Origin of the sequence: Streptomyces sp. NBC_00872, assembly GCF_045161915.1 — a bacterium.
Lineage (GTDB): Bacteria > Actinomycetota > Actinomycetes > Streptomycetales > Streptomycetaceae > Streptomyces.
Genome location: NZ_CP108806.1, coordinates 6,584,469 through 6,610,333 on the forward strand (window position 1 = coordinate 6,584,469; position 25,865 = coordinate 6,610,333).

Consider the following 25,865-nt stretch of genomic DNA (forward strand, 5'->3'; position numbering starts at 1 on the left):
ATCCTCACACGATCGGATGAATGTGTCGCGAACGTCGTGGTGGAGGCGTTCACTACCGCTAAATTCGCGCCGTTCCATATGGGCTGCTCCCCGGGCCCGGAAGGCAGGAGACCGTAGAGCTGATGTCGGAACGACCTCCGCAGCGCATCCCCAACCGCCAGCTCGCCGCGCTCATCGCGGAAGCCGGATTCTCCAACGCAGGTCTCGCCCGCCGGGTGGATCAGCTCGGTCTCGAACACGGCCTGGATCTGCGGTACGACAAGACATCGGTGACGCGCTGGCTGCGTGGACAGCAGCCCCGTGGCACCACCCCCGCGCTGATCGCCGAGGTGTTCACCCGCCGTCTCGGCCGTCGGCTCTCCGCGCAGGATCTGGGGCTGGACGCCTGTGCCCCGGTCTACGCGGGTCTCGAATTCGCGTCCTCGCCCGAGGAGGCCGTCGATATCGTCGGCGGACTGTGGCGCAAGGACTCCGGCAGCCACTCCGAGCTGCGCAAGATCGCGTTCACCCCGGCCGGACTGGTCGTCCCCAGCCGCGACTGGCTGATCGGACGAGCGGATGAACGGGTCGGCCACCCCGGCCTCGAAACGCACGGTGCCGGCCGCGGTCATGAGAGCGGCGGCCGGGTTCACGAGACCGGTGCCCGCAATCACGACCCCGGCGGCCAGGAGTTCCGTGGTCAGGAGATCCGCGGCCAGGAGATCCGTGGTCACGAGGCCCGTGGTCACGAGATCCGTGGTCACGAGATCCGTGGTCACGAGATCCGCGGACAGGAGAGCGCCGCCCGAGTGCCCGCGCAGGGGTGGCCCGCCACCGTCCCCAGGCCGCGTACCGAACGCGCGGCGGGCCAGCGCGTCACCCTGGGCGATGTGGCCGCCCTGCGCTCCGTCGGCGATCTCTTCTGCGCCCTCGACCAGACCTACGGCGGCGGCCATGCCCGGCAGGCCCTCGTCCGCTATCTGGAGCACGAGGCGGAGCCGATGCTGCGCGGTGTGTACGGGGAGACCACCGGCCGCCGTCTGTTCGCCGCGGCGGCCCATCTCACCCGGCTGGCGGGCTGGACCTCGTACGACATCGCCGCCCACGGCCTCGCCCAGCGGTACTTCGTCCAGGCGTTACGGCTCTCGCAGGCGGCCGGGGACCGGGCCTACGGTTCGTACGTCCTGATCACCATGAGCCGTCAGGCCGTCTATCTCGGTCATGGCCGGGAGGCGGTCCAGCTCGCGCGCGTGGCCCAGCAGGGCGTCGGGGGCTCCGCGCCACCGCTCGTCCAGGGGCTGCTGCACGCCGCCGAGGCGCGCGGGCACGGTGTGCTCGGCGAGGCCCGCGCGTGCACCGCCTCGCTCGTACGGTCCGAACGCGCGCTGGAGTCGGCGCGGCCCGGCGACGAGGTGCCGCACTGGGCCCGTTTCTTCGACGAGGCGCAGCTCGCGGACGAGTTCGGGCACTGCTACCGGGATCTCCAGCAGTACCGCGCCGCCGTCCAGCACGCCGAGCGCTCGCTACAGCTACGCGCCCCGGCGTACGCCCGCAGCAGGCTGTTCTGCCGGGTGGTACTGGCCTGCGCCCGGCTCGGCCTGGGTGAGCTGGACCAGGCGTGTCTGCTCGGGGCGGAGGCGGCCAAGCAGTCGACCGAGATGCGGTCGGCGCGTGCGGTGGAGTACGTACGGGACTTCGAACGGCGCCTGGAGCCCTACCGGGACGCGGCGGCTGTACGGAACTACCGCGACCGGATCGCGGCGCTCGGCTGACGCCGGGACGGGAAGCAGGGACGTAAAGCCGATGTGACGCCGGGACGTGATGCCGGGACGTGATGCCGGACCCCGGCACCCGGGGTCGCGACCCGGCACCCGCGACCCGGGCCCAGGCACTCGGGTCGGCACCTGGCACCCGCGCCCCGGCCCCCGGCGCCCGGAGTCAGCCCTCGGCACCCGAGGTCCGGGTGCCGAGGCCCGCGCACGTGTGAAGCCGGTCCCGTCCGGGGTTGATCGGCGCCGGACGGGACCGGAGCCGGCGTCGCGGCGGCGCTGTTACGCCACCGCGGGCAGGGACACCGTCTCGTACTCCGGCCGCACCCCCAGATCGCGCAGGATCGCGTGGGCGGCGCGGCGGCCCGAGAAGAGCGCGCCCTGGACCGTGCTCGTGTCGCGGTGGTCGCCGCACACGTAGAGCCCCGACAGCAGCCGCACCGGACGGCGCGGATCGTGCGGCGGCGGCATCGCGGGCACCGCCTCCGGGTCGTGGTGGACGGCCAGCAACTCCCAGTCGTCGGTGGGCGTCCCGTACAGCTTCGCGAGATGCGCCCGGACCGAGCGGTCGAGCCCGTCGGCCGGGGGAGGGGTGCCGAGCAGCGTCGAGGAGATCAGCACGCGGCCGGCCGGGGCCCGCGAGGGGTCGACGGCGCTCATCACGGCGGTGTACGCGACCGGGCCGCCCCCGTCGGCGTCCAGCAGCAGCGCCGGTTCGTTCATCGGCGGTTCGGGCGCGGTGTGGTGTACGACCGTCCTGGGGTGGAAGTCCGGCACCCGCAGCCCCGGCAGCAGCTCGGCCGCCGCCCGCGCGCCGGTCGCCAGGACGAGCGCGCGGCAGCCGATCTCGCCGTGCTCCTTGGTGGTGACGCCGCTGATGGACGCGTCCGTGACACAGACGTCCGTCTGGACGGTGCCCTCCGGCAGGGTGCGGGCCAGCAGCTCGGGCAGCGCGGCGGCGCCGCCCGCCATGACGAACATCCGGCCACGCGCGAACGCGTGCAGCGCGAGATCCGCGCAGCGGCTGGACGTCCCGAGACCGGGATCGCAGAGCAGCGCGGACAGCAGCGGGCGTACAAAGGCGTTGACGGTACGTGCGGGCAGCCCACGGGCCGACAGGGCCTCCAGGGCGGTGCGTTCGGGACGGGCCAGCAGACGGCGCGTCGGGGTCGCCGCGAGACGGCCCAGTGCGGCGCCCAGCCGGGCCTGGTCGACCGCGCCGCCCAGCGGGGGCCGGGGGGCGCTCGCAAGGGCGCGTGCCACCGTCAGTGCGCTCCGCGCGCTCCCGACGGCTCCGGTCCGGTAGTTCCGGCCGTCGCTGTGCACGAGCACGCCCGGCGAGAACTTCCGCAGCCCCACACCGTCCAGGCCCGGAGTGCGGAGCAGCTCCGGATACGAGGTGGTGAGAAGCTGTCCGCCGCGGTCGAGCCGGAAGCCGTCCACCTCGTCGGTGGCCATACGGCCACCTACGCGCGGGGCCGCCTCCAGGACACTGACTTTCACACCTGAGCTGGTCAGATGCCGGGCCGCCGACAGACCTGCGATACCGGCTCCGATGATGACGACGTCCACCTGCTGTGCGGTCGAGTGGTGTGCGGCGCTGAGCACGTGCCCCTCCCCGAGGTCGGCGCGGCTGGTGGGGCGCTGATGACTCTCATCAGGCCCCGGAATGCCCGAGCGGTACCCAGGTGTGCCTGAGTTCCGAAGGGATCCGGTCGGGTCCGGTCGAGCATAGGAAGGGAAGGGCCCCCTGACGGACGCGCGTGTGCGGGGTCATCGGTGCATGGGGGGTGCGCGCCCGTCCGGGGGCGGGGAGGGCCTGCTCATCCGGGCCGGGGGCCTACGCCGCGCGGATCGCTTCGTCAATAGTGGGGAACGCGAAGGTGAAGCCCGACTCCAGCAGACGCGCCGGGAGCACCCGCTGGCTGCCCAGCACATCCTGCGACAGATCGCCGAGCACCGCCCGCAGCGCCACCGCCGGGACCGGGAACAGGGTCGGCCGGCGCAGGACCCGTCCCATCGCGGCCGTGACCTCACGGTTGGTGACCGGTTGCGGCGCGGTGAGGTTCACCGGCCCCTCCAGCGTCTCCGTGTCGATGAGGTGGCGCAGCGCCGCGATCTCGTCGTGCAGCGCGATGAAGCTCCAGTACTGGTCCCCTCCGCCGAGCCGGCCGCCCAGGCCCGCGCGGAAGATCGGGAACAGCCGCCCCCATGCGCCGCCCGCGCGGGAGACCACCAGTCCGGTCCTGGCGAACACCGTCCGTACGCCCGCCTCCTCGGCGGCCTGGGCGGCCTCCTCCCACTCCACGCAGAGCGACGGCAGGAAGCCGTCCCCCGGCCGTGTGTCCTCGTCGGCCGGGCGGTCGCCGGTGTCGCCGTAGAACCCGATGGCGGAGCCGCAGACGAGCACCCGGGGCGGTTCGTCGAGCGTGGCGACGGCCTCCGCCACGGCGGCCGTGCCCAGGACCCGGCTGTCCCGGATCTCCTTCCGGTACGCCTCGGTCCAGCGGCGGTCGGCGATGCCCGCTCCCGCGAGATGGACGACGGCCTCGCAGCCGAGCAGAGCGCGCGCGTCGACGTACTGCCGCAAGGGGTCCCACTCGGCCTCGTCGTCCGCCCGCGCGGGGTGCCGCACCAGACGTACGACCTCATGGCCGTCGGCGCGCAGGGAGCGTACGAGTGCCGTACCGATGAGCCCGGTGGAGCCGGTGACCGCGATCCTCATGGGTTCCATCCTGCCCCGTGGGACGCCGTGGCACAGTTGCGTCATGTCCGTACGACGCGTCATGTCCGCACCGCGGATCCGTCCCGCCGCCCTCCAGGACGGTGAGGCCCTGACCGAACTGGACCGTCTGACCTGGTCGCCGGTGCACGCCGTGGCACCGGAGCCGCGGCCTCCCTTCCCGCCTTTCTTCGACTCCAGACATGTGCCCGAGGACTATCTCGTCGCCGAGGTCGGGATCGAGGGAGCGGAGGACCGGATCGCCGGGTACATCCGGGTGGCGCGGCCCACGCCGCTCGCCACCAACGCGCATGTACGGCAGATACAGGGGCTGGTGGTGTACCAGTGGGCGCGCCGACGCGGTGTGGCGCGCGCCCTGCTGCGCGCGGCGGCCCTGCACGCGCGCAACCAGGGCGCACGGCGGCTGACGCTGCGGGTGCTGGGACCCAACACGGCGGCGCGGACCTTGTACGAGTCGGAGGGCTATACCGTCGAGGGGATCCTGCCGGGGGAGTTCCACCGGGACGGGCAGGACATCGACGACGTGTTCATGGGGCTCTCGCTGACGGACTCCGCCTGACGGAGCTGAGGGCGGACCGCCACCGGGCCGTCGCGCTTTCTACCGGCCCGCCCGACCTGCCCGGCCCGCCCGGCCCGCCCGGCCCTCCTGCTGCTCCCGTTCCTCCTGTACTTCGTCCGCGTCCGCCGCGTCCGCCGCGTCCGCCACGTAGTCCACGTCCTCGACTTCCTCCAGCTCCTGGTCCTCCCGCTCCGCCTCCGCCTCCACCGACGCCTGGCGGCCCAGCCGGTCCCGCTGGTCCTGCGGGCCACCGAAGCGCTCCCAGAGCCGTGGGAACCGCTCCGCCAGCGCCGTGTCGTCCTCGAAGTCCAGTGGTGTGCCCTGCGGCTCCGCGGTCTGCGGCGGGATCCCCAGATCGGGCGCCACCACCGCGGTGAGCTGCTCGTACGCCTCGTCCGCCGCGTACCCCAGCTCCTCGCCGTCGCCGTCGAGGTCCTCGTCGAACTCGTCCAGGAGCTCGGCGAGGCTGTCGGGCTCGTGCAGCGCGCCCTCGAAGATCTCGCGGCCCTGGCCGATCAGCCAGCAGCGGAAGTAGTCGAAGGCGTCGTCGCTCGCCCCGTCCAGCAGCACGGCGGCGGCGCCCCACAGATCCCAGTGGTAGGCGCGGTTGTAGCGGGACTCGAAGTGGCGCGCGAAGTCGAGCACGGAGTCGGGATCGAGCGTCAGCAACCGCTCGACCAGCAGATCCGCGTGGTCCTCGGGGTCGCCCTCGGCGGCCTCGCGGGTGCTGTCGATGATCTCCCAGAACTCCGTCTCGTCCATCACGGGTCAAGCATCGTGCTTGGCGGAGGGCCGCGCACGCGGAGCCGCCCAAAACACCGGCCTTTCTTGAGAAACCGGCTCGACGGCGGCCGGGCACGGCCACGGCCGGCGCGGCTACGGATGGGCACGGCCGCGGTCGGCGCGGCCACGGATGGCGCGGCGCGGGGGCCTCACGCGTACAGCCCTCACGCGTACAGCGCGCGCATCCGTTCCGCCGTCTCCGCGAAGCGGCTTCGCAGGGCGGCCGGTTCCAGGACCTCCACGTCCGGGCCGAGCGTCAGCAGCTGGGAGAACGCGACCTCCTCCGACTCCACCGGCAGCGTGAGCGTCAGCAGGCCCTCTCCGTCCGCCGGTTCCGCCGCCGCTATCGCCTCGTGGGCGGCGGCGCGGTCCACGATGTACGGCAGTCTGCGGGCGCCGTCCTGCGTGAGCCGTACGACGATCCGCGTCGCCAGCAGAGAGCGCGCGAACTCCGCGGACCGCTCCTCCCAGAAGGTGGGCAGGTCGAAGCACTCATCTCTGACGAAACGTTCCTTCTTGGGCTCCGCCGCGGTGAACCGGTCGATCCTGTAGACCCTGAACGTCCCCTCCGTACCGGCGCAGAGATACCAGATCCCGGCCTTGAGCACGAGCCCGTACGGGGCCAGCTCCCGCTCCACCTCCGTGTCCCGGCGCCGGTAGCGGGCCGCGAGCAGCCGGTCGTCCCACACCGCCTCGGCGATGGCGGGCAGCAGCGCGGGTGTCCGGGGCTCGTGGTACCAGCCGGGCGCGTCGAGATGGAAGCGCTGCGCCGCCGAGTCCGAGGCGTCCCGCAGCGAGGGCAGCAGCGCCGCCGACACCTTCAGCCGGGCCGCCGACGAGATGTCGTCGAGCCCCATCTCCCGTAGCGCGCCCGGCACTCCGGAGAGGAACAGCGCCTCCGCCTCGCCGCGCGCGAGCCCGGTCAGCCGGGTACGGTAGCCGCCGATCAGCCGGTAGCCGCCGCTTCTGCCACGGTCCGCGTAGACCGGCACGCCCGCCTCGGAGAGCGCCTGGGCGTCACGGGTGATGGTGCGCTCGGAGACATCCAGCTCCCGGGCCAGCTCGGCGGCGGTCATGGACGGTCTGGACTGGAGCAGGAGCACCATCTTGATCAGCCGGGCAGCGCGCATGACTCCATGATGCCGGGGAGTTCGGCCACTCGTGGAAGCGGTTGGCCAATTGGCGTGGCCTGATTCCACGGTAAGTGGCGTAAACGGGAACAGATCGCGTATAGATCACGCATGGATCACGCGCGGGCGGTGAACTCCCCTGGCCCGCGCGCTTCCGACGGTGCCCGAGCCGTCCGCGCGAAGGGCCGTCGGCGACAGTTGAGCGAGATGGCAAAGGACCGGAACCTGATGACAGACCACAACGCCGACCTGGTGGCCTTCGTCCGGGCACGCCTCGACGACGAGGAGCGCGTCGCGAGAGAGGCCGGCGGGGAGGACTGGCGGTGTCCGCCGGAGCTGCCCGGTGAGGTCCACGACCGCACGGGCGGCATCGCGTTCAGCCTGCGGACGCGCGGTTACGACCAGCACATCGCGCGCCAGGACCCGGCGTACACCCTCCGCCGTATCGAGACCAGCAGAGTGCTCCTGGACGAGTACACGGAGGTCGCGGCGCTCGACACCGACCGTCCGGCGCACGACTTCGCCTCCGGCCGGGCCGTCGGGCTGGGCTTTGTCGTACGGCAGATGGCCGCGGAGCACGCGGGCCACCCGGACTACCAGGTGAAGTGGCTGCCCCGGTTCGCCCGGTGACCCGCGCGTCCGCCCGGTGACCCGCGCGCGACGCGGTCGCCCGCCCATGCGGCACCGCGCGCGAACGCGCGACGGCGCCCCTCCCGGGCTCTCGCGAGCCGGGAGCGGCGCCGTGTCCGCCGGACGGGACGGGTAGGGCCTCCGCCGGACGGAGATGTCCACGGTCCCCGCCGCCCGGGACGTCCACGGCGTCCCCAGGCCGGGATCTACGGTCTCCGCCGCCCGGGATGTCCACGGTGTCCGCCGGCCGGATCCCCGGCCGGGGGACACCGTGTCACAGGTGTCGTCAGAGGCCGTAGCGCTCGCGTGCCTCGACCACCCGCTCGGGCTTGACCTCGCCCCTGCGGGCCAGCTGCGCCAGCGCGGCGACCACGATCGACCGGGCGTCGACGCCGAAGTGGCGACGGGCCGCCTCGCGGGTGTCGGAGAGACCGAAGCCGTCCGTGCCGAGCGAGGTCCAGTCCTGCTCCACCCACTGGCTGATCTGGTCGGGCACCTGACGCATCCAGTCGCTGACCGCCAGCACGGGACCCGGCGCGCCCGAGAGCGCGCGCGTCACATACGGCACCCGCTCCTCGCCGCGCAGCAGCGCGTCGTCGGCCTCCATCGCGTCCCTGCGCAGCTCGCCCCAGGACGTGGCGGACCAGACGTCGGCGGTGACTCCCCAGTCGGCGGCGAGCAACTCCTGTGCCTCCAGGGCCCAGTGGATCGCCGTACCCGACGCCAGGAGCTGGGTGCGGGGCGCGTCGGCCGCCGCGGGAGCGCCCTCCCTGAAGCGGTACAGACCCTTGACGATGCCCTCCTCGACGCCCTCCGGCATCGCGGGCTGCGGCATCGGCTCGTTGTAGACCGTCAGGTAGTAGAAGACGTTCTCGGCGTCCGGGCCGTACATCCGCCGCAGACCGTCCTTGACGATCACGGCCAGCTCGTAGGCGAACGCCGGGTCGTAGTTGAGGGAGGCCGGGTTGGTGGACGCGATCAGATGCGAGTGCCCGTCCGCGTGCTGGAGCCCCTCGCCCGTCAGGGTCGTACGGCCCGCCGTGGCGCCGACGATGAAGCCCTTGCCGAGCTGGTCGGCGAGCTGCCACATCTGGTCGCCCGTACGCTGCCAGCCGAACATCGAGTAGAAGATGTAGAACGGGACCATCGGCTCGCCATGCGTCGCGTACGACGTCGCGGCGGCGATGAAGTCGGCCATCGAACCGGCCTCGGTGATCCCCTCGTTGAGGATCTGGCCGTCCTTGGCCTCCTTGTAGTACATGATCTGGTCACGGTCGACCGGGTCGTACGTCTGCCCCAGCGGCGAGTAGATGCCGGCCGACGGGAACAGCGCCTCCATACCGAAGGTACGGGCCTCGTCGGGGACGATGGGGACCCAGCGCTTGCCGGTCTCCTTGTCCCGCATCAGGTCCTTCATCAGCCGGACGAACGCCATGGTGGTCGCCACCGACTGCTTGCCCGAACCCTTGTAGACCGTCTCGAACGGCTTGTCGGACGGCTCGGGCAGTACGACGGGGTGCACCCGCCGGGCCGGTGCGGGACCGCCCAGCTCCGCGCGGCGCTCCTGGAGGTAGCGCACCTCGGGGGAGTCGGCGCCGGGGTGGCCGTACGGCATCAGGCTCTCGTTCAGCTTCGCGTCCGGGATCGGCAGATCCAGCAGCTCGCGCATGGCGCGGAACTGCTCGCCCGAGAGCTTCTTCATCTGGTGGTTGGCGTTGCGCGACTCGAAGCCCGAGCCGAGCGTGTAGCCCTTCACCGTCTGCGCCAGGATCACGGTCGGAGCGCCCTTGTGCGCCACGGCCGCGCGGTAGGCGGCGTACACCTTGCGGGCCTCGTGGCCGCCGCGCGAGGTGAAGAAGCACTCGGCGATCTTGGCGTCGGGCAGCAGCCGCGCCAGCTCGATCAGGGCCGGGTCGACACCGAAGAAGTGCTCACGGATATAGGCGACATCGCGGGTCGCGTACGTCTGGAACTGCGCGTCCGGCACCTGGCGCAGCCGGCGTACCAGCGCGCCCGTGGTGTCCAGCGCGAACAGCTCGTCCCAGGCGGAGCCCCACAGGGACTTGATCACATTCCAGCCGGCGCCGCGGAACTGGGCCTCCAGCTCCTGCACGATCTTGAAGTTGGCGCGGACCGGACCGTCGAGACGCTGGAGATTGCAGTTGATGACGAAGGTCAGATTGTCGAGCTGCTCACGGGAGGCGAGGGCGAGTGCCGCCGTCGACTCGGGCTCGTCCATCTCACCGTCGCCGAGGAAGGCCCAGACGTGCGAGGCGGAGGTGTCCTTGATCCCGCGGTTGGTCAGATAGCGGTTGAAGCGCGCCTGGTAGATGGCCGAGAGCGGGCCGAGGCCCATGGAGACGGTGGGGAACTCCCAGAGCCAGGGCAGCCGCCGCGGATGCGGGTACGAGGGCAGACCCCGGCCGCCCGCCTCCTGGCGGAAGTTGTCCAGATCGGCCTCGGTCAGCCGGCCGTCGAGAAAAGCGCGGGCGTAGATACCGGGGGAGGCGTGGCCCTGGATGTAGAGCTGGTCGCCCGAGCCGTCGCCCTCCTTGCCGCGGAAGAAGTGATTGAAACCCGTCTCGTAGAGCCAGGCCGCCGAGGCGAAGGTCGCGATATGGCCGCCGACCCCGAACCGGGCGCCGCGGGTGACCATCGCCGCCGCGTTCCAGCGGTTCCAGGCGGTGATCCGGGCCTCCATCGCCTCGTCGCCGTCGTAGGCGGGCTCGGCGGCGGTGGGGATGGTGTTCACATAGTCGGTCTCCAGCAGTGCGGGCACCGGGACCCCGGCCGTTCCCGCGTGCTGGAGGGTGCGCCGCATCAGATAGGCGGCACGGTGCGGGCCGGCGTGCTCGGTCACGGCGTCGAGCGAGGCCGCCCACTCGGCGGTCTCCTCGGCGTCACGGTCCGGGAGCTGGTCCAGCTCGCTCGGGAGTTTGCCTACGGGGTCGGTCATGGTGGCCGCCTTCCGGACAGGAGGGGGGTGGAGAAGTGCCTTGTCTGGCAGGACAGGGCGACGGGCTGGGTGCAGCCCGTCCTTGACTGTAAGTCGCTGATCGATGATCGATCAAAGGGTTGAAAGGCAAAACTTCTCGACAGGAAGAAATTGGCATTCCGTGCCGTATGAGGGGGCACCGAGTGACGGGGGGCAATTCATGGCAGAAGGGGTGAATCAGGCGCGCGGCGCGCATCCGAGCACATGGTCCTTCACCAGGGTGCCGATCCGCGGATCACGTCTGCGGAACGCCTCGACGAGTTCCTCGTGCTCCTCGGCGTACGACTGCTGTACGGTCCCCAGCCAGCGGATCGACAGGGCCGTGAACACCTCGATGCCGAGCCCCTCCCAGGTGTGCAGCAGCACGCTGTTCCCGGCCGCCCGCACCAGCTCCCGGTGGAAGGCCACCGTGTGCCGTACCTGCCCCGTACCGTCCGCCTCGCGGTCCGCCTCGTACAGCGCCGTCACATGCGGCTCCAGCGCGGAGCAGTCCACGGCGAGCCGTCCGGCGGCCAGCTCCGCGGCGATCTGCTCCAGCCCCGCCCGGACCGGGTAGCTCTCCTCAAGATCGGCCGCGGTCAGATTCCTTACCCGTACGCCCTTGTTGGGAGCCGATTCGATCAGTCGCAGACTCTCCAGCTCACGCAGCGCCTCACGCACCGGGGTCTGGCTGACCTGTAGCTCCGTCGCGATCCGCCGCTCCACGATCCGCTCGCCCGGCTTCCAGCGACCGCTGACGATTCCGTCCACGATGTGCTCGCGGATCTGTTCCCGCAGCGAGTGGATGACGGGCTGAGCCATGAAGCGCTCCTCGGTGGCAGCGGTCGATGTGTAGACAATACGGCGGCATGGCTCCGACGACGGCGGCACGGTTCCCGTGACGGCCGGACGGCCCCCGCGGCGGCGGGTGGTACGGCCCCGGCGGACCGTACGACGACGCCCCCGCCCGGAGGGAATCCGGGCGGGGGCGCTGTTGTGCCGTACGGGGTGTCCGCGGGTCTCACAGACCCAGCTCGACCTCGAACTCACCGGCCTCCAGGATCGCCTTGACCGCCGTCAGATAGCGGGCGGCGTCGGCGCCGTCCACCAGCCGGTGGTCGTAGGAGAGGGCCACATACGTCATGTCGCGCACCGCGATCGTCTCGCCGAGGTCCGGGTGGTTGATGACCACGGGACGGCGGACGGTGGCACCGATGCCCAGGATGGCGACCTGGTTCGGCGGCACGATGATCGTGTCGAACAGCGCACCGCGCGAACCGGTGTTGCTGATGGTGAAGGTCGCGCCGGCCAGATCGTCCGGGGTGATCCTGCTCGCCCGGACCGCCGCCGCCAGTTCCGCGGTCTTCTTGGAGATACCGGCGATGTTCAGATCGCCCGCGCCCTTGATGACCGGGGTCATCAGACCCTTCTCGGAGTCCACCGCGATACCGATGTTCTCCGAGTCGAAGTACGTGATCGTGCCCTCGTCCTCGTTGATCCGGGCGTTGATGACCGGGTGGGCCTTCAGCGCCTGGGCCGCCGCCTTGACGAAGAACGGCATCGGGGAGAGCTTGACGCCCTCGCGGGCGGCGAACGAGTCCTTCGCCTGGGCCCGCAGCCGCATCAGCTTGGTGATGTCCACCTCGACCACGGAGGTGAGCTGGGCCTGCGTGTGCAGGGCCTTCATCATGTTGTCGCCGATGACCTTGCGCATCCGGGTCATCTTGACGGTCTGACCGCGCAGCGGGGACGCCTCCAGCTTCGGTGCCCTGGACACGGGCGCGGGAGCGGCGGCCGGGGCCGCCTTGGCCTCGGCGGCGGCGCGCGCGGCTGCCTTGGCGGCCTCCGCGGCGGCGACGACATCCTGCTTGCGGATACGGCCGCCGACGCCGGTGCCCTTGACCGAACCCAGGTCGACACCGTTCTCGGCGGCGAGCTTGCGTACCAGCGGCGTGACATACGCGCCGTCGTCCTCGGCGGCCGCGGGGCTCACGGAGGGCGCCGCCGGAGCGACGGGGGCGGGCTCCACGGGCGCGGGAGCCGCCGGAGCCGGAGGCGCGGCGACCGGTGCGGCCTGGGCCGGCACCGACGCCGGGGCGGGAGCCGGAGCCGGGGCCGCCGGTGCGGCGGGAGCGACCGGCGCGGGGGCCGGAGCAGGAGCCGGAGCCGGTGCGGGAGCGGCGGCGGCAGGCGCGGGCGCCGGGGCGGCGGGGGCCGCGGGCGCGGCCGGAGCGGCACCCGGAGCACCGATCACGGCGAGCTTGGCACCGACCTCGGCGGTCTCGTCCTCACCGACCACGATCTCCAGCAGCACACCGGAGGCCGGGGCGGGAATCTCGGTGTCGACCTTGTCGGTGGAGACCTCCAGCAGCGGCTCGTCGGCCTCGACCGACTCACCGACCTCCTTCAGCCAGCGGGTGACGGTGCCCTCGGTGACGCTCTCACCGAGCGCGGGAAGCACGACATCGGTGCCGGACGCGCCACCGGCCGGGGCGGCGGCGGGCGCGGGAGCGGGCTCGGCGGCCGGAGCCGGGGCCGCGGGAGCCTCGGCCACCGGGGCGGGGGCCGGGGCAGGGGCGGGCTGGGCGACCGGCTCGGCAGCGGGAGCCGGGGCGGCGGCGGGGGCGCCCGTACCGTCGTCGATGATGGCCAGCTCGGCGCCGACCTCCACGGTCTCGTCCTCGGCGACCTTGATGGACGCCAGTACACCGCCGGCCGGGGCCGGGATCTCGGTGTCCACCTTGTCGGTGGAGACCTCCAGCAGCGGCTCGTCGGCCTCGACGCGCTCGCCCTCGGCCTTCAGCCAGCGGGTGACAGTGCCCTCGGTGACGCTCTCGCCGAGCGCCGGCAGGGTTACGGAAACCGCCATGGTTTCAGTTGCTCCTAACGAATGTGCGGTAGTGGTCGTCGCGCCCGGACTGGGTCAGTCGTGGGAGTGGAGGGGCTTGCCGGCCAGGGCGAGATGAGCCTCGCCGAGCGCCTCGTTCTGGGTCGGGTGCGCGTGGATGAGCTGCGCGACCTCGGCAGGCAGAGCCTCCCAGTTGTAGATGAGCTGAGCTTCGCCGACCTGCTCTCCCATACGGTCACCGACCATGTGGACGCCGACCACGGAGCCGTCCTTGACCTGGACGAGCTTGATCTCGCCCGCGGTCTTGAGGATCTTGCTCCTACCGTTGCCCGCGAGGTTGTACTTGAGAGCGACGACCTTGTCCGCGCCGTAGATCTCCTTGGCCCTGGCCTCGGTGATACCGACGGAGGCGACCTCGGGGTGGCAGTACGTCACCCGGGGCACACCGTCGTAGTCGATCGGCACGGTCTTGAGACCGGCCAGCCGCTCGGCCACCAGGATGCCCTCGGCGAAGCCGACATGGGCGAGCTGGAGCGTCGGGACCAGGTCACCGACGGCCGAGATCGTCTCCACGTTCGTCCGCATGTACTCGTCGACGACGACATAGCCGCGGTCCATCGCGACGCCCTGCTCCTCGTAGCCGAGGCCCTGCGAGACCGGGCCGCGGCCGATCGCGACGAGCAGCACCTCCGCGTCGAAGGTCTTGCCGTCGGCCAGCGTGACGCGGACGCCGTCCTGCGTGTACTCGGCCTTCTCGAAGAACGTGCCGAGGTTGAACTTGATACCGCGCTTGCGGAACGCGCGCTCCAGGAGCTTCGAGCTGTTCTCGTCCTCGACCGGGACGAGATGCTTCAGACCCTCGACGACGGTCACGTCGGTGCCGAAGGACTTCCACGCCGAGGCGAACTCCACGCCGATCACACCGCCGCCGAGGATGATCGCGGACTGCGGGACGCGGTTCAGCTTCAGCGCGTGGTCGGAGGAGATGATCCGCTCGCCGTCGATCACCAGGCCCGGCAGCGACTTCGGCACGGAGCCGGTCGCGAGGAGCACATGGCGGCCCTGGACCCGGCGGCCGTTCACATCGACGGAGGTGGGGGAGGAGAGCCTGCCCTCGCCCTCGATATAGGTCACCTTGCGGGAGGCGACCAGACCCTGAAGGCCCTTGTAGAGGCCCGAGACGACCTCGTCCTTGTACTTGTGCACACCCGCGATGTCGATGCCCTCGAAGGTGGTCCTGACACCGAACTGGTCGGCCTCGCGCGCCTGGTCGGCGATCTCGCCGGCGTGCAGCAGGGCCTTGGTGGGGATGCAGCCGTTGTGCAGGCAGGTACCACCGAGCTTGTTCTTCTCGATCAGGGCCACGTCCAGGCCGAGCTGCGCTCCACGCAGCGCTGCGGCGTAACCGCCGCTACCGCCGCCGAGGATCACTAGGTCGAAAACGGTGCTGGCGTCGTTCGCCACGTCACGTCCTCCATGCATGTGCGCCGGGCGCGGTCTCCATGACCGGGCGGCGGCTGGTGTCCGGCCGCTTTTCTTCGGCCCTGTGGTGGGGGCCCTGTCCTGCCGAGAACCCATCTTCGCACTTGTTCGGGCCAGGCGGGACGCGGGGCCGGGCTGTGAGACGGGTAACGAGCATCACTATGGGGTTACCGCCACGTACGGCCATCCGGCCCCGAGCGCGAAACACCCGGGACCGGACCCCTTATTCCAGCCGCCACAAGACGCCCGGCCCCCACGGCCGAGCACGATCGGCCGCCGGCACCGACAGAAAACGCCCGGGAGGCGAACCAAGCCCTGTGTCAGAAGGATTCAGCCAGTTTCACGAGGGTGCGGATCGCCGAGCCCGTGCCGCCCTTGGGGGTGTAGCCGTACGGGGCGCCCTCGTGGAAGGCCGGGCCCGCGATGTCCAGGTGGGCCCAGGTGATGCCCTCGCCGACGAACTCCTTCAGGAAGAGTCCGGCGACCAGTCCGCCGCCCATCCGCTCTCCCATGTTCGCGATGTCGGCGGTCGGGGAGTCCATGCCCTTGCGCAGATCGGCGGGGAGCGGCATCGGCCAGGACGCCTCACCGGCCTGTTCGGCCAGCTCGTGGATGGTGGTGCGGAACGCGTCGTCGTTGGCCATGATGCCGAACGTACGGGTGCCCAGCGCCAGCACCATCGCGCCGGTCAGGGTCGCCACGTCGACGATCGCGTCCGGCTTCTCCTCGGAGGCCCGGGTCAGCGCGTCGGCCAGGACGAGCCTGCCCTCGGCGTCGGTGTTGAGCACCTCGACGGTCTTGCCGCTGTACATGCGCAGGACATCACCGGGGCGGGTGGCCGAGCCGGACGGCATGTTCTCCGCGAGCGCGAGCCAGCCGGTGACATTGACGGCGAGACCGAGCCGGGCGGCGGCGATGACGGTGGCGAACACCGCGGCGGCGCCGCTCATGTCGCACTTCATGGTCTCGTTGTGGCCGGCCGGCTTCAGCGAGATGCCGCCCGAGTCGTAGGTGATGCCCTTGCCGACGAGGGCGAGGGTCTTCTCCGCCTTGGGGTGCGTGTACGCGAGCCGCACCAGCCGGGGCGGGTTGGCCGAGCCCTGGCCGACGCCGAGGATGCCGCCGTAGCCGCCCTTGGCGAGCGCCTTCTCGTCGAGGACCTGGACCTTGATGCCGTTCTCCTTGCCCGCGGTGGTGGCCACGGCGGCGAAGGCCTCGGGGGTCAGATCGTTCGGCGGGGTGTTGACCAGATCACGGGCGCGGTTGACCTCTTCGGTCAGGGCGATCGCGCGCTCCGCGGCGGCCTTGTGGGCCTTGTCGCGCGGCTTGGCGCCGACGAGCGTGACCTCGGCGAGCGGCAGCTTCGGGCCGTTGTCGCCCTTCTTGCCGTTCTTCTCGCCGCCCTGGTACGCGACAAAGGCGTACGCGCCCAGCAGCGCGCCCTCGGCGACGGCCTCCACGTCGGCGCCCGTCTCGACGGGCAGCGCGAACACGGCCTTCTTCCGGCCCGAGAGGGCGCGGGCGGCGGCACCGGCGGCGCGGCGCAGCGGCTCGGAGCCGTGGGCCCCGTTCTTGGCCGGTGCGGGGCCGAGCCCGACCGCGAGGACGACCGGGGCCTTCAGCCCGGACGGCGACGGCAGTTTGGTCACCTCGCCCTCGGCGCCCGAGGCGCCCAGGGCCTCCAGAACGCTGCCGAGCTTTCCGTCGAACGCCTTGTCGACGGCTTCGGCGCCCGGCGCCACGACCGGCCCCTTTGCGCCCTTCGCGACGCCGACGACGATCGCGTCGGCGCGCAGGGTCGCCGCGCCGGCAGTGCTGAGAGTGAGAGCAGTCACGGTGGTGGAATCTCGCTTCCGTTGTGTTCATCGACGGTCGAAGGGTGGGCCGACCGAGCCCGCCGTATCGTATTTCGGCCCGAAGGGGGGCAGGAACGAGCCTACGCGGAGTGATGGACGGCTCTCGCGGCGGCGTTGGTTCACCTGTCCGCGGCCCGTCCTTAACCCAGTGTCAGTACGACGAGCGCCGCGGTGGCCGCGGTCTCCGCGAGGGCGCCGAAGACATCGCCGGTGACCCCGCCGAAGCGCCGTACGCAGTGACGCAGCAGCAGCCACGCGGCGCCCAGGGCGACCAGCACCGCCAGCCCGTGCGACACGGCGCCGGAGACACCGAAGAGCCCGCCCGCCGCCACGCAGACCGCCGTGACGAGCAGCGCCGCGACGGCGGCGGCCCGTACCGTCACCGTGCCCGCCACCGCCGCGCCCAGCCCCTCGGGACGGGCCGGGGGCACATCCGTACGGCAGGCGAGGGTGAGCGCCAGCCGTGCCGTGACCCCCGCCAGGGCGACGGCCACCGCGCCCCGGGCCCAGCTCTCGCCGTACAGCTCGGACACCGCCGAGATCTGCGCCAGCAGCGTGAGCAGCAGGGTGATCACACCGAACGGGCCGATGTCGGAGCGCTTCATGATCCGCAGCGCTTCCCCGGCCGGTCTGCCGCTGCCGAGCCCGTCCGCGGTGTCGGCGAGGCCGTCGAGATGCAGACCGCGGGTGAGAACGGCGGGTACGGCGACGGTGGCCACCGCCGCGAGCGGCGGCGCGGCGCCCGCGAGCAGCAGCAGACCGCCGAGGGCCGCCGCGCTCAGCCCCACCACCACTCCGGCGGCGGGCGCGCAGAGCATTCCGGCGCGGGCGGCCGGGCGGTCCCAGCGGGTGACACGGACCGGGAGAACGGTGAGGGTGCCGAAGGCGAACCGCAGCCCGTCGGCGACCGAGGCGCGCGCGTCCGGGTCGTTCGTGTCCGGGTCATCCGCGTCCGGGCCGTCCGTGTCCTGGTCGTCCGCGTCCCGGCTGTCCGTGTCCTTCGCGTCCTCGCCGCGCGCGTACTCATCGTCGTCGGCCGGTATGCCGGCTCCGCCGTCCAGGGGGGTCATCGCGCGAGCGTAGCCCGGCCGCGGTCAGCGCCTGGCTTCCAGCCGGTCGCGGCGCAGCCAGCCCGGGAGTCCCGGAAGCTCCAGAAAACCTTCGGCCCGGCCCGCCGCGAGACCGATACGCGGCAGATCGGCGCTCTTCTCGAAGAGCATGAAGCGGGGCTCCCAGATCGGCCGGTACTTGGCGTTGGCGCGGTAGAGCGACTCGATCTGCCACCAGCGCGAGAAGAAGCTGAGCAGCCCGCGCCACAGCCGCAGCACGGGTCCCGCGCCCAGCTTCCCGCCCCGCTCGAAGACCGATCTGAACATCGCGAAGTTGAGTGAGAGCTGAGCGATCCCGATCTCCCCGGCGCGCTGGAGGAGTTCGATGACCATGAACTCCATGAGGCCGTTCTCGCTGTCGCGGTCACGGCGCATCAGATCGAGGGAGAGGCCCTTGGGACCCCAGGGCACGAAGCTCAGCACGGCGCGCAACCGCCCTTCCTCCCCGCCCGGTTCGCCGTCCCAGCATTCGAGCATCACACAGCGCCCGTCGCCCGGGTCGCCGAGCCGCCCGAGCGCCATCGAGAAGCCGCGCTCGGTGGCGCCGTCGCGCCAGTCGTCGGCGCGGCGCAGCAGCTCCGTCATCTCATCGGCGGGGATGTCCTCATGGCGCCGGATACGGACCCGGTAACCGGCCCGCGCGACCCGGTTGTACGCCTGGCGTACGGTCCGCATCGCCCGTCCCTCCAGAGCGAAGTCGGCCGTCTCGACGATCGCCTCGTCCCCCAGCTCCAGCGCGTCGAGACCGTACCGGGCGTAGATCGTGCCCGCCTCCTCGCCCGCCCCCATGACGGCCGGGATCCAGCCGTGCTCCCGGGCCTCGGCCAGCCAGGGCACGATCGCGCCCGGCCACGCCTCCGGATCGCCGATCGGATCGCCGGAGGCCAGGGAGACCCCGCCGACGACGCGATAGGTGATGGCCGCCTTGCCCGTCGGGGACCATACGACGCTCTTCTCGCGGCGCAGCGCGAAGTAGCCCAGGGAGTCGCGCTCCCCGTATCTGTCGAGCAGAAGACGCAGCTTCGCCTCGTCCACCGGGGTGAGCGGATCGACCGCGCGCCGCGAGCGGAAGGCCGCGTACACCACGGCGAGCAGCAGCAGGGTGGAGAGGACGTTGATGGCGGCATTGGCCCAGGCGGGGGTGGTGATGCCGGGGAACCGCGCCTCGTCCGCCGTCAGCGAGACCAGCCGTGTCGCCCCGTACCGCCAGCGCTCGGGAAAGGTCGAACCCCCGCGCGCGGTATTGGTGACGGTGACGATCAGGGCCGCGGCCAGCGAGGTGACGAGCAGTCCGCCGGCCGCCACGGCCGCGGCCAGCTTCGGATTGGACCGGTCGCCCTTCGCGTAGAACTCGCGCCGGCCGAGCAGCAGGGCGCAGACGAAGGCGGCGGACAGGGCGAGCGAGATCCAGTTCTGCGGGTAGCGCCTGATCTCCGGAAAGTCCATCACAAAGGCGAACAGCAGCAGGAAGAGCCCGGAGAGCACGAGATTGAGGATCCAGGCCGCGCGCTTGCGGCGGCGCATGGTGACCGCCAGGAAGAGCGTGAACACGCCCGAGGCGAAGCCCGCGGTCAGCAGATACGGGGTGAAGTAGTTGTCGGTGTTGTGACGCCGCAGATCCTGGCCGAGGGAGACCCAGACGGCGCTGAGGAAGTTGACGAAGGTGACGGCGCGCAGATACCAGACGGCGGACGCCGCGGCACGCCGCGAGCGGTCGGTGCCACGGCTCGATCGATCGACAGCCAGACGGACTTCTCCCATAAAAACGATCATATGGGGGCATTGTGCTTCATGGGCTGGCTGAGGCCGCCGTCAGTGGCGGCGGCCCCGGTCCATCTGCCGGTGCCTCAGCCGGCCGCGCTCTCCTCGGCCTTGACGGTCTCCTCGGCGGACTCCCGCTCGGGGAGCTCCGCGGCGAGGGCCGCGGCGGCCTGGACGAGCGGCAGCGCGAGCAGCGCGCCGGCGCCCTCGCCCACGGTGACGCCCTGGTCGAGCACCGGCGTGAGCGCCATCCGGTCCAGCGCCTTCGCCTGGCCGGGCTCCCCGCTCAGCTGCCCCGCGAGCCACCAGTCGGGCGCGCGGAACGCGGCCCGCTGGCCGACCAGCGCGCAGGCCGCCGAGACCACGCCGTCCAGGATCACCGGCATCCGCCGTACCGCGCTCTGGAGCAGAAAGCCCGTCATCGCGGCCAGATCCGCGCCGCCGACCGTCGCCAGCAGCTCCAACTGGTCGCCGAGGACGGGGCGGGCGCGGCGCAGCGCGTCACGGATCGCCGCGCACTTGCGCATCCACGCCAGGTCGTCGATGCCCGCGCCGCCGCGCCCGGTGACGACGGAGGCGTCCGTACCGCACAGCGCGGCGATCAGCGTGGACGCGGGGGTCGTACCGCCGACGCTCAGATCCCCCAGGACGATCAGATCCGTACCCGAGTCCGCCTCCTCGTCGGCGATCGCCATCCCGAGCCGTACGGCACGCTCGGCCTCCTCGGCGGTCAGCGCGTTCTCGATGTCGATCCGCCCGCTGCCGCGCCGCACCCGGTGCCGTACGACCTCGTCGGGCAGCAGCTCCGGATCGCAGTCGAGCCCGGCGTCCACGATCCGCACCGGCACCCCGGCCCGGCGGGCCAGCACGGCGACGGGGCTCCCGCCGTCCAGCACGGCCCGCACCAGCTCGTACGCGCCGCCCGCCGGGCGGCCGGAGACATCGAGGCCGGCCACCCCGTGATCGCCCGCGAACAGCACGACGCGGGGCTGCCGGACGGCCTTGACCGGTACGGACCCCTGCGCGGCGGAGAGCCACTCGCCCAGCTCGTCGAGACGCCCGAGCGCCCCGGGCGGCACGACGAGCCGCTCCCGCCGCTCTTCGGCGTCCCGCCGCGTCCCGCTGTCGGGACGCTCGATCAGATCGGAGAAGTCATCGAGGTTCAGCACCACTGAAGATTACCGGGACGCCTTCCGGCTGGGGGTCGTGGTGCGGGGGCCGGGGCACTCCGGACCCGCCCCCCTCCCGCCGGTGCGGGCCCACATCAAGCCCGTCCGGCGATTGAGGACGGAACCGCCCGCCCCGGCGCCGGGTTCCCGGGCGGACGCGGGCCGAAAAACAAGCCCGTCCGGCAATTGAGGACGAACCGGCACGCGGACGGACCCGCACACGACAACCGGCCCCTAGCGGAGCCTGAGCGTTTGGCCTGATACCACCAGCAAGACCCGTTCGCACTCGTCCCCCACCGCCGCGTTCAGCCGTCCCAGTTCGTCCCTGAACCGTCGCCCCGACGCCGTCGCCGGTACCACCCCCGACCCCGCCTCGTTCGTCACGACCACCACCGTGCGGCGGGTCTCGCGGACGGCGGTGACGAGCTCGGCCGTCCGCCGGCGCAGTGCCGCCTCGCCGCCGGTCGTCCAGGCCGTGTCGTCCCACGCGTCCACCCGGTCCATCGCGTCGGTCAGCCAAAGCGACAGACAGTCGATCAGCAGCGGCGGCCCCTCCTCCTCTAGCAGCGGTACGAGGTCGCAGGTCTCGGCGGTGCGCCAGGAGCCGGGGCGCCGTTCGCGGTGGGCGTGGACCCGGGCCGCCCATTCCGGGTCGTCCTCGCGGCCCCCGCCCGTCGCCACGTACAGCACCCCCGGGAACGTCGCCAACCGCCGTTCCGCCTCCCAGGACTTGCCCGAGCGCGCTCCGCCCGTCACCAGCGTGCGCCGGGGCACCTCGGGGCCGGGGTGGTACGCGCCGACCGTCAGCGTCGTGCCGTCGGGGACGGCGCGCGCGCCCGCCGCCGTGAGCTGCCGGTCCAGCTCGTCGCCGGGCGGTACGTCATGGTCGAGATGGACGGCGACGAGCGCGGTCGCGGGACCGACCGCCCCGGCGGCCCGCAGCCGCGCCACCGCGTCGGGCCGCCCGGTGATGTCCACGGCCACCAGGTCGTAGGGGGCCGGGGCCGCGCGGCCGTTGTCCGGTACCCCGGCGGGCGCCCCGCCCGGTGGGAGGTAGAGCAGCCGCTCGCCCCCGGGTCCCGTCACCTCGTACCCCGTGCCCGGCGCGTCCATCGCCACCGCCCGCACCCGGTGTCCGCTGAGCAGTGTCAGCACCCGCCCGTCCGCCACCCGCCCCGCCGTGGGCAGCCCGGCGGGCAGCTCCACCGGTGGACCGTCGTGCGGATGGGTGAGCAGGACCTGCCGTACGCCCGCGAGCGAGTGACCGGCGCGGGCCGCGGCGAGCGCGGCGCCCGGGGTCAGGTCCAGCAGCAGCACACCGTCCACCAGGAGCGCGGTCGCGGCACGGGCCCGCTCGCCCCGCGCGGTCGCGCACGCGGCGCAGGGGCAGTGGGGGCGGGGGAGTCCGGCGGGGGCTCCGGTGCCGAGCAGAGTCAGTTCCACGGGGATGATCCTCCCGTGTCACCGCCGAGGGTGCGCGCCCGGCTACGCTGCGGGCAGGAGATCGATCAGTTCCGCGGGACCCGGGAGGCGCATATGGCGTGGACGTGGCGGTTCGAGAAGGCCGACGGTACGGAGGTCCCGCCTGCGGTGGAGCCGGAGGAGTTCACCACGCAGGGGGACGCCGAGTCATGGATCGGCGAGGCGTGGAAGGAGTTGCTGAGCGGGGGCGCCGAGCAGGTGTCGCTGTTCGAGGACGGCAACAAGATCTACGGCCCGATGAGCCTGCGCGCCGACGAGGCCTGAGCGAGAGCCAGCCGCACACGCGAGCGAGGACGCCCGCGCCCGGTCCGTCCGGCCGCGGGCGCCTTCATGTCCCGTGGGGCATGCCCGTACGACCTGTCTGTGTCCGTCGGCTGCCGTGAGCGTCCCGCGCGCCTCAGGTCCGTACCCCTCTACACCTCCCCGAGCGTGACCTCCGCCGTCTTCGTCCCGCCCGCCCGGACGTACGTCAGCTTCACCTTCTGCCCCGGCTTGGCCACCGCGAGCGCCTCCGAGAGCGAGGTGATCGTCGTGATCCGGGTGCCGCCGACCTTGACGATGATGTCCCCGGCCCTGATTCCCGCCTTCTCGGCCGCGCCGCCCTTCGCCGCCGAGACCACCGCGACACCCGCCGGCTGGAAGTCGGCGCCGAGTACGGTACGGCCGGTGATCCCGAGGGCCGCCCGGCCCGAGTCCGTGACCTTGCCGTTCTTGATGATCTGGTCGGCCACGGTCCGCACCATCGACGCCGGGATCGCGAATCCGATGCCGGGCGCGGCCGAGTTGCCGAGCTGCGGGTCCGTCGCGGCCAGCGTCGGGATGCCGATCACCTGGCTGTCCAGATTGACCAGCGCGCCACCGCTGTTGCCCGGATTGATCGCCGCCGACGTCTGCACCATGTTGGCGATGGTCGCGCCCGTACCGCCGCCGCTCGCGCCCTCGCTGACGGTGCGTCCGACCGCCGAGACGATGCCCTGGGTGACACTGCCCGACAGCCCCAGCGGGGACCCCATCGCCAGCACGATCTGACCGACCGCGACCTTCGCCGTGTCACCGAACGCCGCGGCCTTCAGTCCGCTCGGGATCTTGTCGAGCTTGACGACGGCGAGATCCTGCTCCGGGAAGCTGGAGACCAGCCGGGCCGCCAGCAGTTGCTCGCTGTTGGCCACCGTGACCCTGAACGTCCGCTGCTTGCCGACCACATGGGCGTTGGTGACGATATGGCCCTTGTCGTCGTAGACGATGCCCGAGCCGAGACTGTTCCCCGCGTCGATCTGCACGACGGACGGCAGCACGTTCTTGATCACGGTCTCGTAGTCGCTCTGGAGACTGTTGACGGAGCGCTCCGCGTCGGCGGTCCGGGGCGCCGGCGAGGACGGCGACGCCGACGGCGTGGCGGCGGACAGCGCGCCGTCCGCGCCCGGAGCGGTGCCCCTGCACCCGCTGACCAGGGCGACCACGAGCACGGCCGTGACCGCGCGGATCCCGGCGGTCCGGGCCGGGCGAAGGGAAGCATTCATGCCCGGAGTATCCCTTTCGCCCTGTTGTTGCGGCCTGTGATACGCCGCCGATCAGGGGGTGGGGGGAACGGGACTCCCTGATCGGCGCACACCCTCGGCGCACCCCTGCGCACCCCTGCGCACCCCCGCGCCCCCTTCGGCCCGGCCCGCGGCCGGCTCAGCGCGCCGCCGCCAGGAACTGGGTCGCCGCGAGCTCCCCGTACAGCGGATCGCTCGCCACCAGCTCGTCGTGCGTGCCCACCGCCCGTACCCGGCCCGCGTCCATCACCACGATCCGGTCCGCCAGCGTCACCGTCGACAGCCGGTGCGCCACCACCAGCACCGTCACACTGCGGGCCGCCTCCGCCACCGCGTCCCGCAGCGCCATCTCGTTGACCGCGTCGAGCTGCGAGGTCGCCTCGTCCAGGAGCAGCAGCCGGGGCTTGCGCAGCAGCGCCCGCGCGATCGCCACCCGCTGCCGTTCGCCGCCCGAGAGCTTGGAGCCGCGATGGCCGACGAGTGTCTCCAGACCGTCCGGCAGCCGCTCCACGAGCCCGTCCAGCCTGGCCCGTACGAGCACCTCGTGTATCTCCGCGTCGGAGGCGTCCGGGGCGGCGAAGACCAGATTCTCGCGGAGCGTCCCGGCCAGTACGGGCGCGTCCTGCTCGACATAGCCGATGGCGGCGCGCAGTTCGGGCAGCGGCCACTCCCGTACGTCCCTGCCGTCGACCAGGACCCGGCCGCCGCTCGCCTCGTAGAACCGCTCGATCAGTCCGAAGACCGTCGTCTTGCCCGCGCCGGACGGGCCGACGAAGGCCGTCATCCCGGGGCCCGGCACCTCGAAGGAGACACCGTGGTGGACATGGGGGAGATCGTCCCGGTAGCGGAACCGGACGTCCTCGAAGACCACCGTCGCGGGCGCGTGCTCCGGGCCGGTCCCCTTCAGCGGCGCGCCGCCCTCCGGCGGCCCGGCCTCCAGGTTCTCCGTCTCCAGCCGCTCCGCCTCCTCGATCCGGGCGACGGCCGCCGACCCCACCTGGTACTGGGTGACCGCCTCGACCAGCTTCGACACCGGATCGATCAGGAAGAACAGATACAGCAGGAAGGCGACGAGCGTGGAGACGGTGATGGCCCCCGAGGCCACCCGTGCCCCGCCGATCCCCAGCACCGCCAGGAACGACACCTGTACGGCCAGTCCGACCGAGGACCCGGCGACCGACTGCCACTTGGCGGACCGTACGCCGTGCCGCCAGGCCCGCTCGGCGGCCGCCGCCACCACGGCGCTCTCGCGCTCCTCGGCGCCGGAGGCCTTGAGCGTACGGAACGCGCCGAAGGCCCGCTCCAGCACCGTGGATATCTCGCCGACCGCCTCCTGCGAGCGCCGTGTCGCCTGTGCGATCTTCGGCATCACCAGGGCGACGGCACCGCCGATCAGCACGATCACCCCGAGTGTGACCCCGAGCAGGACCGCGTCCATCACGCCCATCAGCGCGATCGTCGCCAGGAAGGTCAGACCGCCGGTGGCCGCCGAGACGATCGACCGGGTCGTCACCGCCCGCAGCAGGGTGGTGTCCGAGGTGACCCGGGACATCAGATCGCCCGGCTGGGTCCGCTCCACCTCGGGCAGCCGCAGCCGCAGCAGCCGTCCGATCAGGGTGCGGCGGGCGGCGAGGACGACGGACTCGGCGGTCCGCTCCAGCAGATACGAGGCGATCGCCTCGATCGCCGTACCCGCCACCACCAGAGCGGTGAGCAGCAGCAGGATGCCGGTGATCGAGCCGTCGTCGCCGAGCCGGTCCACCAGGGCCTTGGCGGCGAGCGGCTGGGCCAGTCCGGTCGCGGCGCCGATCAGCGCGAGGAAGCCGCCGAGGGCGACGATCCTGCGGTGCGGCCGGAAGTGCCGGTACAGGGCCCGCCAGGTCTCCCCGGAGGACAGCTTGGGCGTCTCCCCCGGACCCCCCGGGGCTTCCCCCCGGCCCTGAGGGGTTTCCCCCGGATCCTCATGGGTTTCCCCCGGACCTCGCGGATTCTCGCGCGCGTCATCGGCTCTGCCGCCGTTCTCCATGCTGCTCACCTTCGTGAGGACGCGGCA

General features: G+C 72.2%; 18 protein-coding genes and 1 pseudogene. 4 read left to right on the forward strand and 15 right to left on the reverse strand.

Annotation, left to right across the window (positions count from 1 at the left end; genetic code table 11):
* Positions 1–122: 122 nt before the first annotated feature.
* Positions 123–1,751 (forward strand): regulator, encoded by a 1,629-nt coding sequence (locus OG214_RS28120; protein WP_405986328.1) that lies wholly within the window; start codon positions 123–125, stop codon positions 1,749–1,751.
* Between the two features lie 279 nt (positions 1,752–2,030).
* On the opposite strand, the gene OG214_RS28125 is transcribed toward OG214_RS28120, so the two are convergent.
* Both OG214_RS28125 and OG214_RS28130 read right to left on the reverse strand, forming a co-directional pair.
* Positions 2,031–3,356 (reverse strand): NAD(P)/FAD-dependent oxidoreductase, encoded by a 1,326-nt coding sequence (locus OG214_RS28125; protein ID WP_405986329.1) that lies wholly within the window; start codon positions 3,354–3,356, stop codon positions 2,031–2,033.
* Between the two features lie 232 nt (positions 3,357–3,588).
* Positions 3,589–4,482 (reverse strand): TIGR01777 family oxidoreductase, encoded by an 894-nt coding sequence (locus tag OG214_RS28130; protein ID WP_363081846.1) that lies wholly within the window; start codon positions 4,480–4,482, stop codon positions 3,589–3,591.
* A 34-nt stretch (positions 4,483–4,516) separates the two neighbouring features.
* Between OG214_RS28130 and OG214_RS28135 the strand changes: the two genes are divergently transcribed.
* Positions 4,517–5,050, forward strand: coding sequence for a GNAT family N-acetyltransferase (locus OG214_RS28135; RefSeq protein WP_405986330.1), 534 nt, complete (start codon positions 4,517–4,519; stop codon positions 5,048–5,050).
* Positions 5,051–5,299: 249 nt separating this feature from the next.
* Here OG214_RS28135 and OG214_RS28140 read toward each other — a convergent pair.
* Positions 5,300–5,812: pseudogene (locus OG214_RS28140) on the reverse strand (DUF4240 domain-containing protein); the annotation flags it as partial.
* A 185-nt stretch (positions 5,813–5,997) separates the two neighbouring features.
* Complete coding sequence (locus OG214_RS28145; RefSeq protein ID WP_382849949.1) at positions 5,998–6,963, reverse strand: helix-turn-helix transcriptional regulator; 966 nt, start codon at positions 6,961–6,963, stop codon at positions 5,998–6,000.
* Positions 6,964–7,191: 228 nt separating this feature from the next.
* On the opposite strand from OG214_RS28145, the gene OG214_RS28150 reads away from it, so the two are divergent.
* Complete coding sequence (locus tag OG214_RS28150) at positions 7,192–7,593, forward strand: DUF6221 family protein (RefSeq protein WP_363081843.1); 402 nt, start codon at positions 7,192–7,194, stop codon at positions 7,591–7,593.
* A 286-nt stretch (positions 7,594–7,879) separates the two neighbouring features.
* Here OG214_RS28150 and aceE read toward each other — a convergent pair whose 3' ends face one another.
* The 9 genes from aceE to OG214_RS28195 all read right to left on the reverse strand — a co-directional run bounded on the left by aceE (position 7,880) and on the right by OG214_RS28195 (position 22,235).
* Positions 7,880–10,549 carry a pyruvate dehydrogenase (acetyl-transferring), homodimeric type gene (gene aceE, locus OG214_RS28155; RefSeq protein ID WP_405986331.1) on the reverse strand — a complete coding sequence of 890 codons (2,670 nt, stop codon included), beginning with the start codon at positions 10,547–10,549 and terminating at the stop codon, positions 7,880–7,882.
* 216 nt (positions 10,550–10,765) lie between these two features.
* Positions 10,766–11,389, reverse strand: a complete 624-nt coding sequence (locus OG214_RS28160) for a GntR family transcriptional regulator (protein ID WP_363081841.1) — start codon at positions 11,387–11,389, stop codon at positions 10,766–10,768.
* A 199-nt stretch (positions 11,390–11,588) separates the two neighbouring features.
* Positions 11,589–13,436 (reverse strand): 2-oxoglutarate dehydrogenase, E2 component, dihydrolipoamide succinyltransferase, encoded by a 1,848-nt coding sequence (gene sucB / locus OG214_RS28165; RefSeq protein WP_405986332.1) that lies wholly within the window; start codon positions 13,434–13,436, stop codon positions 11,589–11,591.
* A gap of 54 nt (positions 13,437–13,490) precedes the next feature.
* A complete protein-coding gene (gene lpdA, locus OG214_RS28170) occupies positions 13,491–14,879 on the reverse strand; it encodes a dihydrolipoyl dehydrogenase (RefSeq protein WP_363081839.1) in 1,389 nt (462 codons plus the stop codon).
* 338 nt (positions 14,880–15,217) lie between these two features.
* Positions 15,218–16,732, reverse strand: a complete 1,515-nt coding sequence (locus OG214_RS28175) for a leucyl aminopeptidase (protein ID WP_365903884.1) — start codon at positions 16,730–16,732, stop codon at positions 15,218–15,220.
* A gap of 161 nt (positions 16,733–16,893) precedes the next feature.
* Positions 16,894–17,823, reverse strand: coding sequence for an adenosylcobinamide-GDP ribazoletransferase (locus OG214_RS28180; protein WP_405986333.1), 930 nt, complete (start codon positions 17,821–17,823; stop codon positions 16,894–16,896).
* Positions 17,824–17,847: 24 nt separating this feature from the next.
* Positions 17,848–19,623, reverse strand: a complete 1,776-nt coding sequence (locus OG214_RS28185; protein WP_383040147.1) for a phosphatidylglycerol lysyltransferase domain-containing protein — start codon at positions 19,621–19,623, stop codon at positions 17,848–17,850.
* A gap of 86 nt (positions 19,624–19,709) precedes the next feature.
* A complete protein-coding gene (cobT, locus tag OG214_RS28190) occupies positions 19,710–20,789 on the reverse strand; it encodes a nicotinate-nucleotide--dimethylbenzimidazole phosphoribosyltransferase (protein ID WP_405987638.1) in 1,080 nt (359 codons plus the stop codon).
* Between the two features lie 237 nt (positions 20,790–21,026).
* Complete coding sequence (locus OG214_RS28195; RefSeq protein WP_405986334.1) at positions 21,027–22,235, reverse strand: bifunctional adenosylcobinamide kinase/adenosylcobinamide-phosphate guanylyltransferase; 1,209 nt, start codon at positions 22,233–22,235, stop codon at positions 21,027–21,029.
* A gap of 93 nt (positions 22,236–22,328) precedes the next feature.
* On the opposite strand from OG214_RS28195, the gene OG214_RS28200 reads away from it, so the two are divergent.
* Positions 22,329–22,538, forward strand: a complete 210-nt coding sequence (locus OG214_RS28200) for a hypothetical protein (protein ID WP_363084692.1) — start codon at positions 22,329–22,331, stop codon at positions 22,536–22,538.
* Positions 22,539–22,687: 149 nt separating this feature from the next.
* Here OG214_RS28200 and OG214_RS28205 read toward each other — a convergent pair whose 3' ends face one another.
* Both OG214_RS28205 and OG214_RS28210 read right to left on the reverse strand, forming a co-directional pair.
* On the reverse strand, positions 22,688–23,794 hold the full coding sequence (locus OG214_RS28205; RefSeq protein WP_405986335.1) for a S1C family serine protease: 1,107 nt from the start codon (positions 23,792–23,794) through the stop codon (positions 22,688–22,690).
* Between the two features lie 157 nt (positions 23,795–23,951).
* On the reverse strand, positions 23,952–25,838 hold the full coding sequence (locus OG214_RS28210) for an ABC transporter ATP-binding protein (RefSeq protein ID WP_405986336.1): 1,887 nt from the start codon (positions 25,836–25,838) through the stop codon (positions 23,952–23,954).
* Positions 25,839–25,865: the final 27 nt, after the last annotated feature.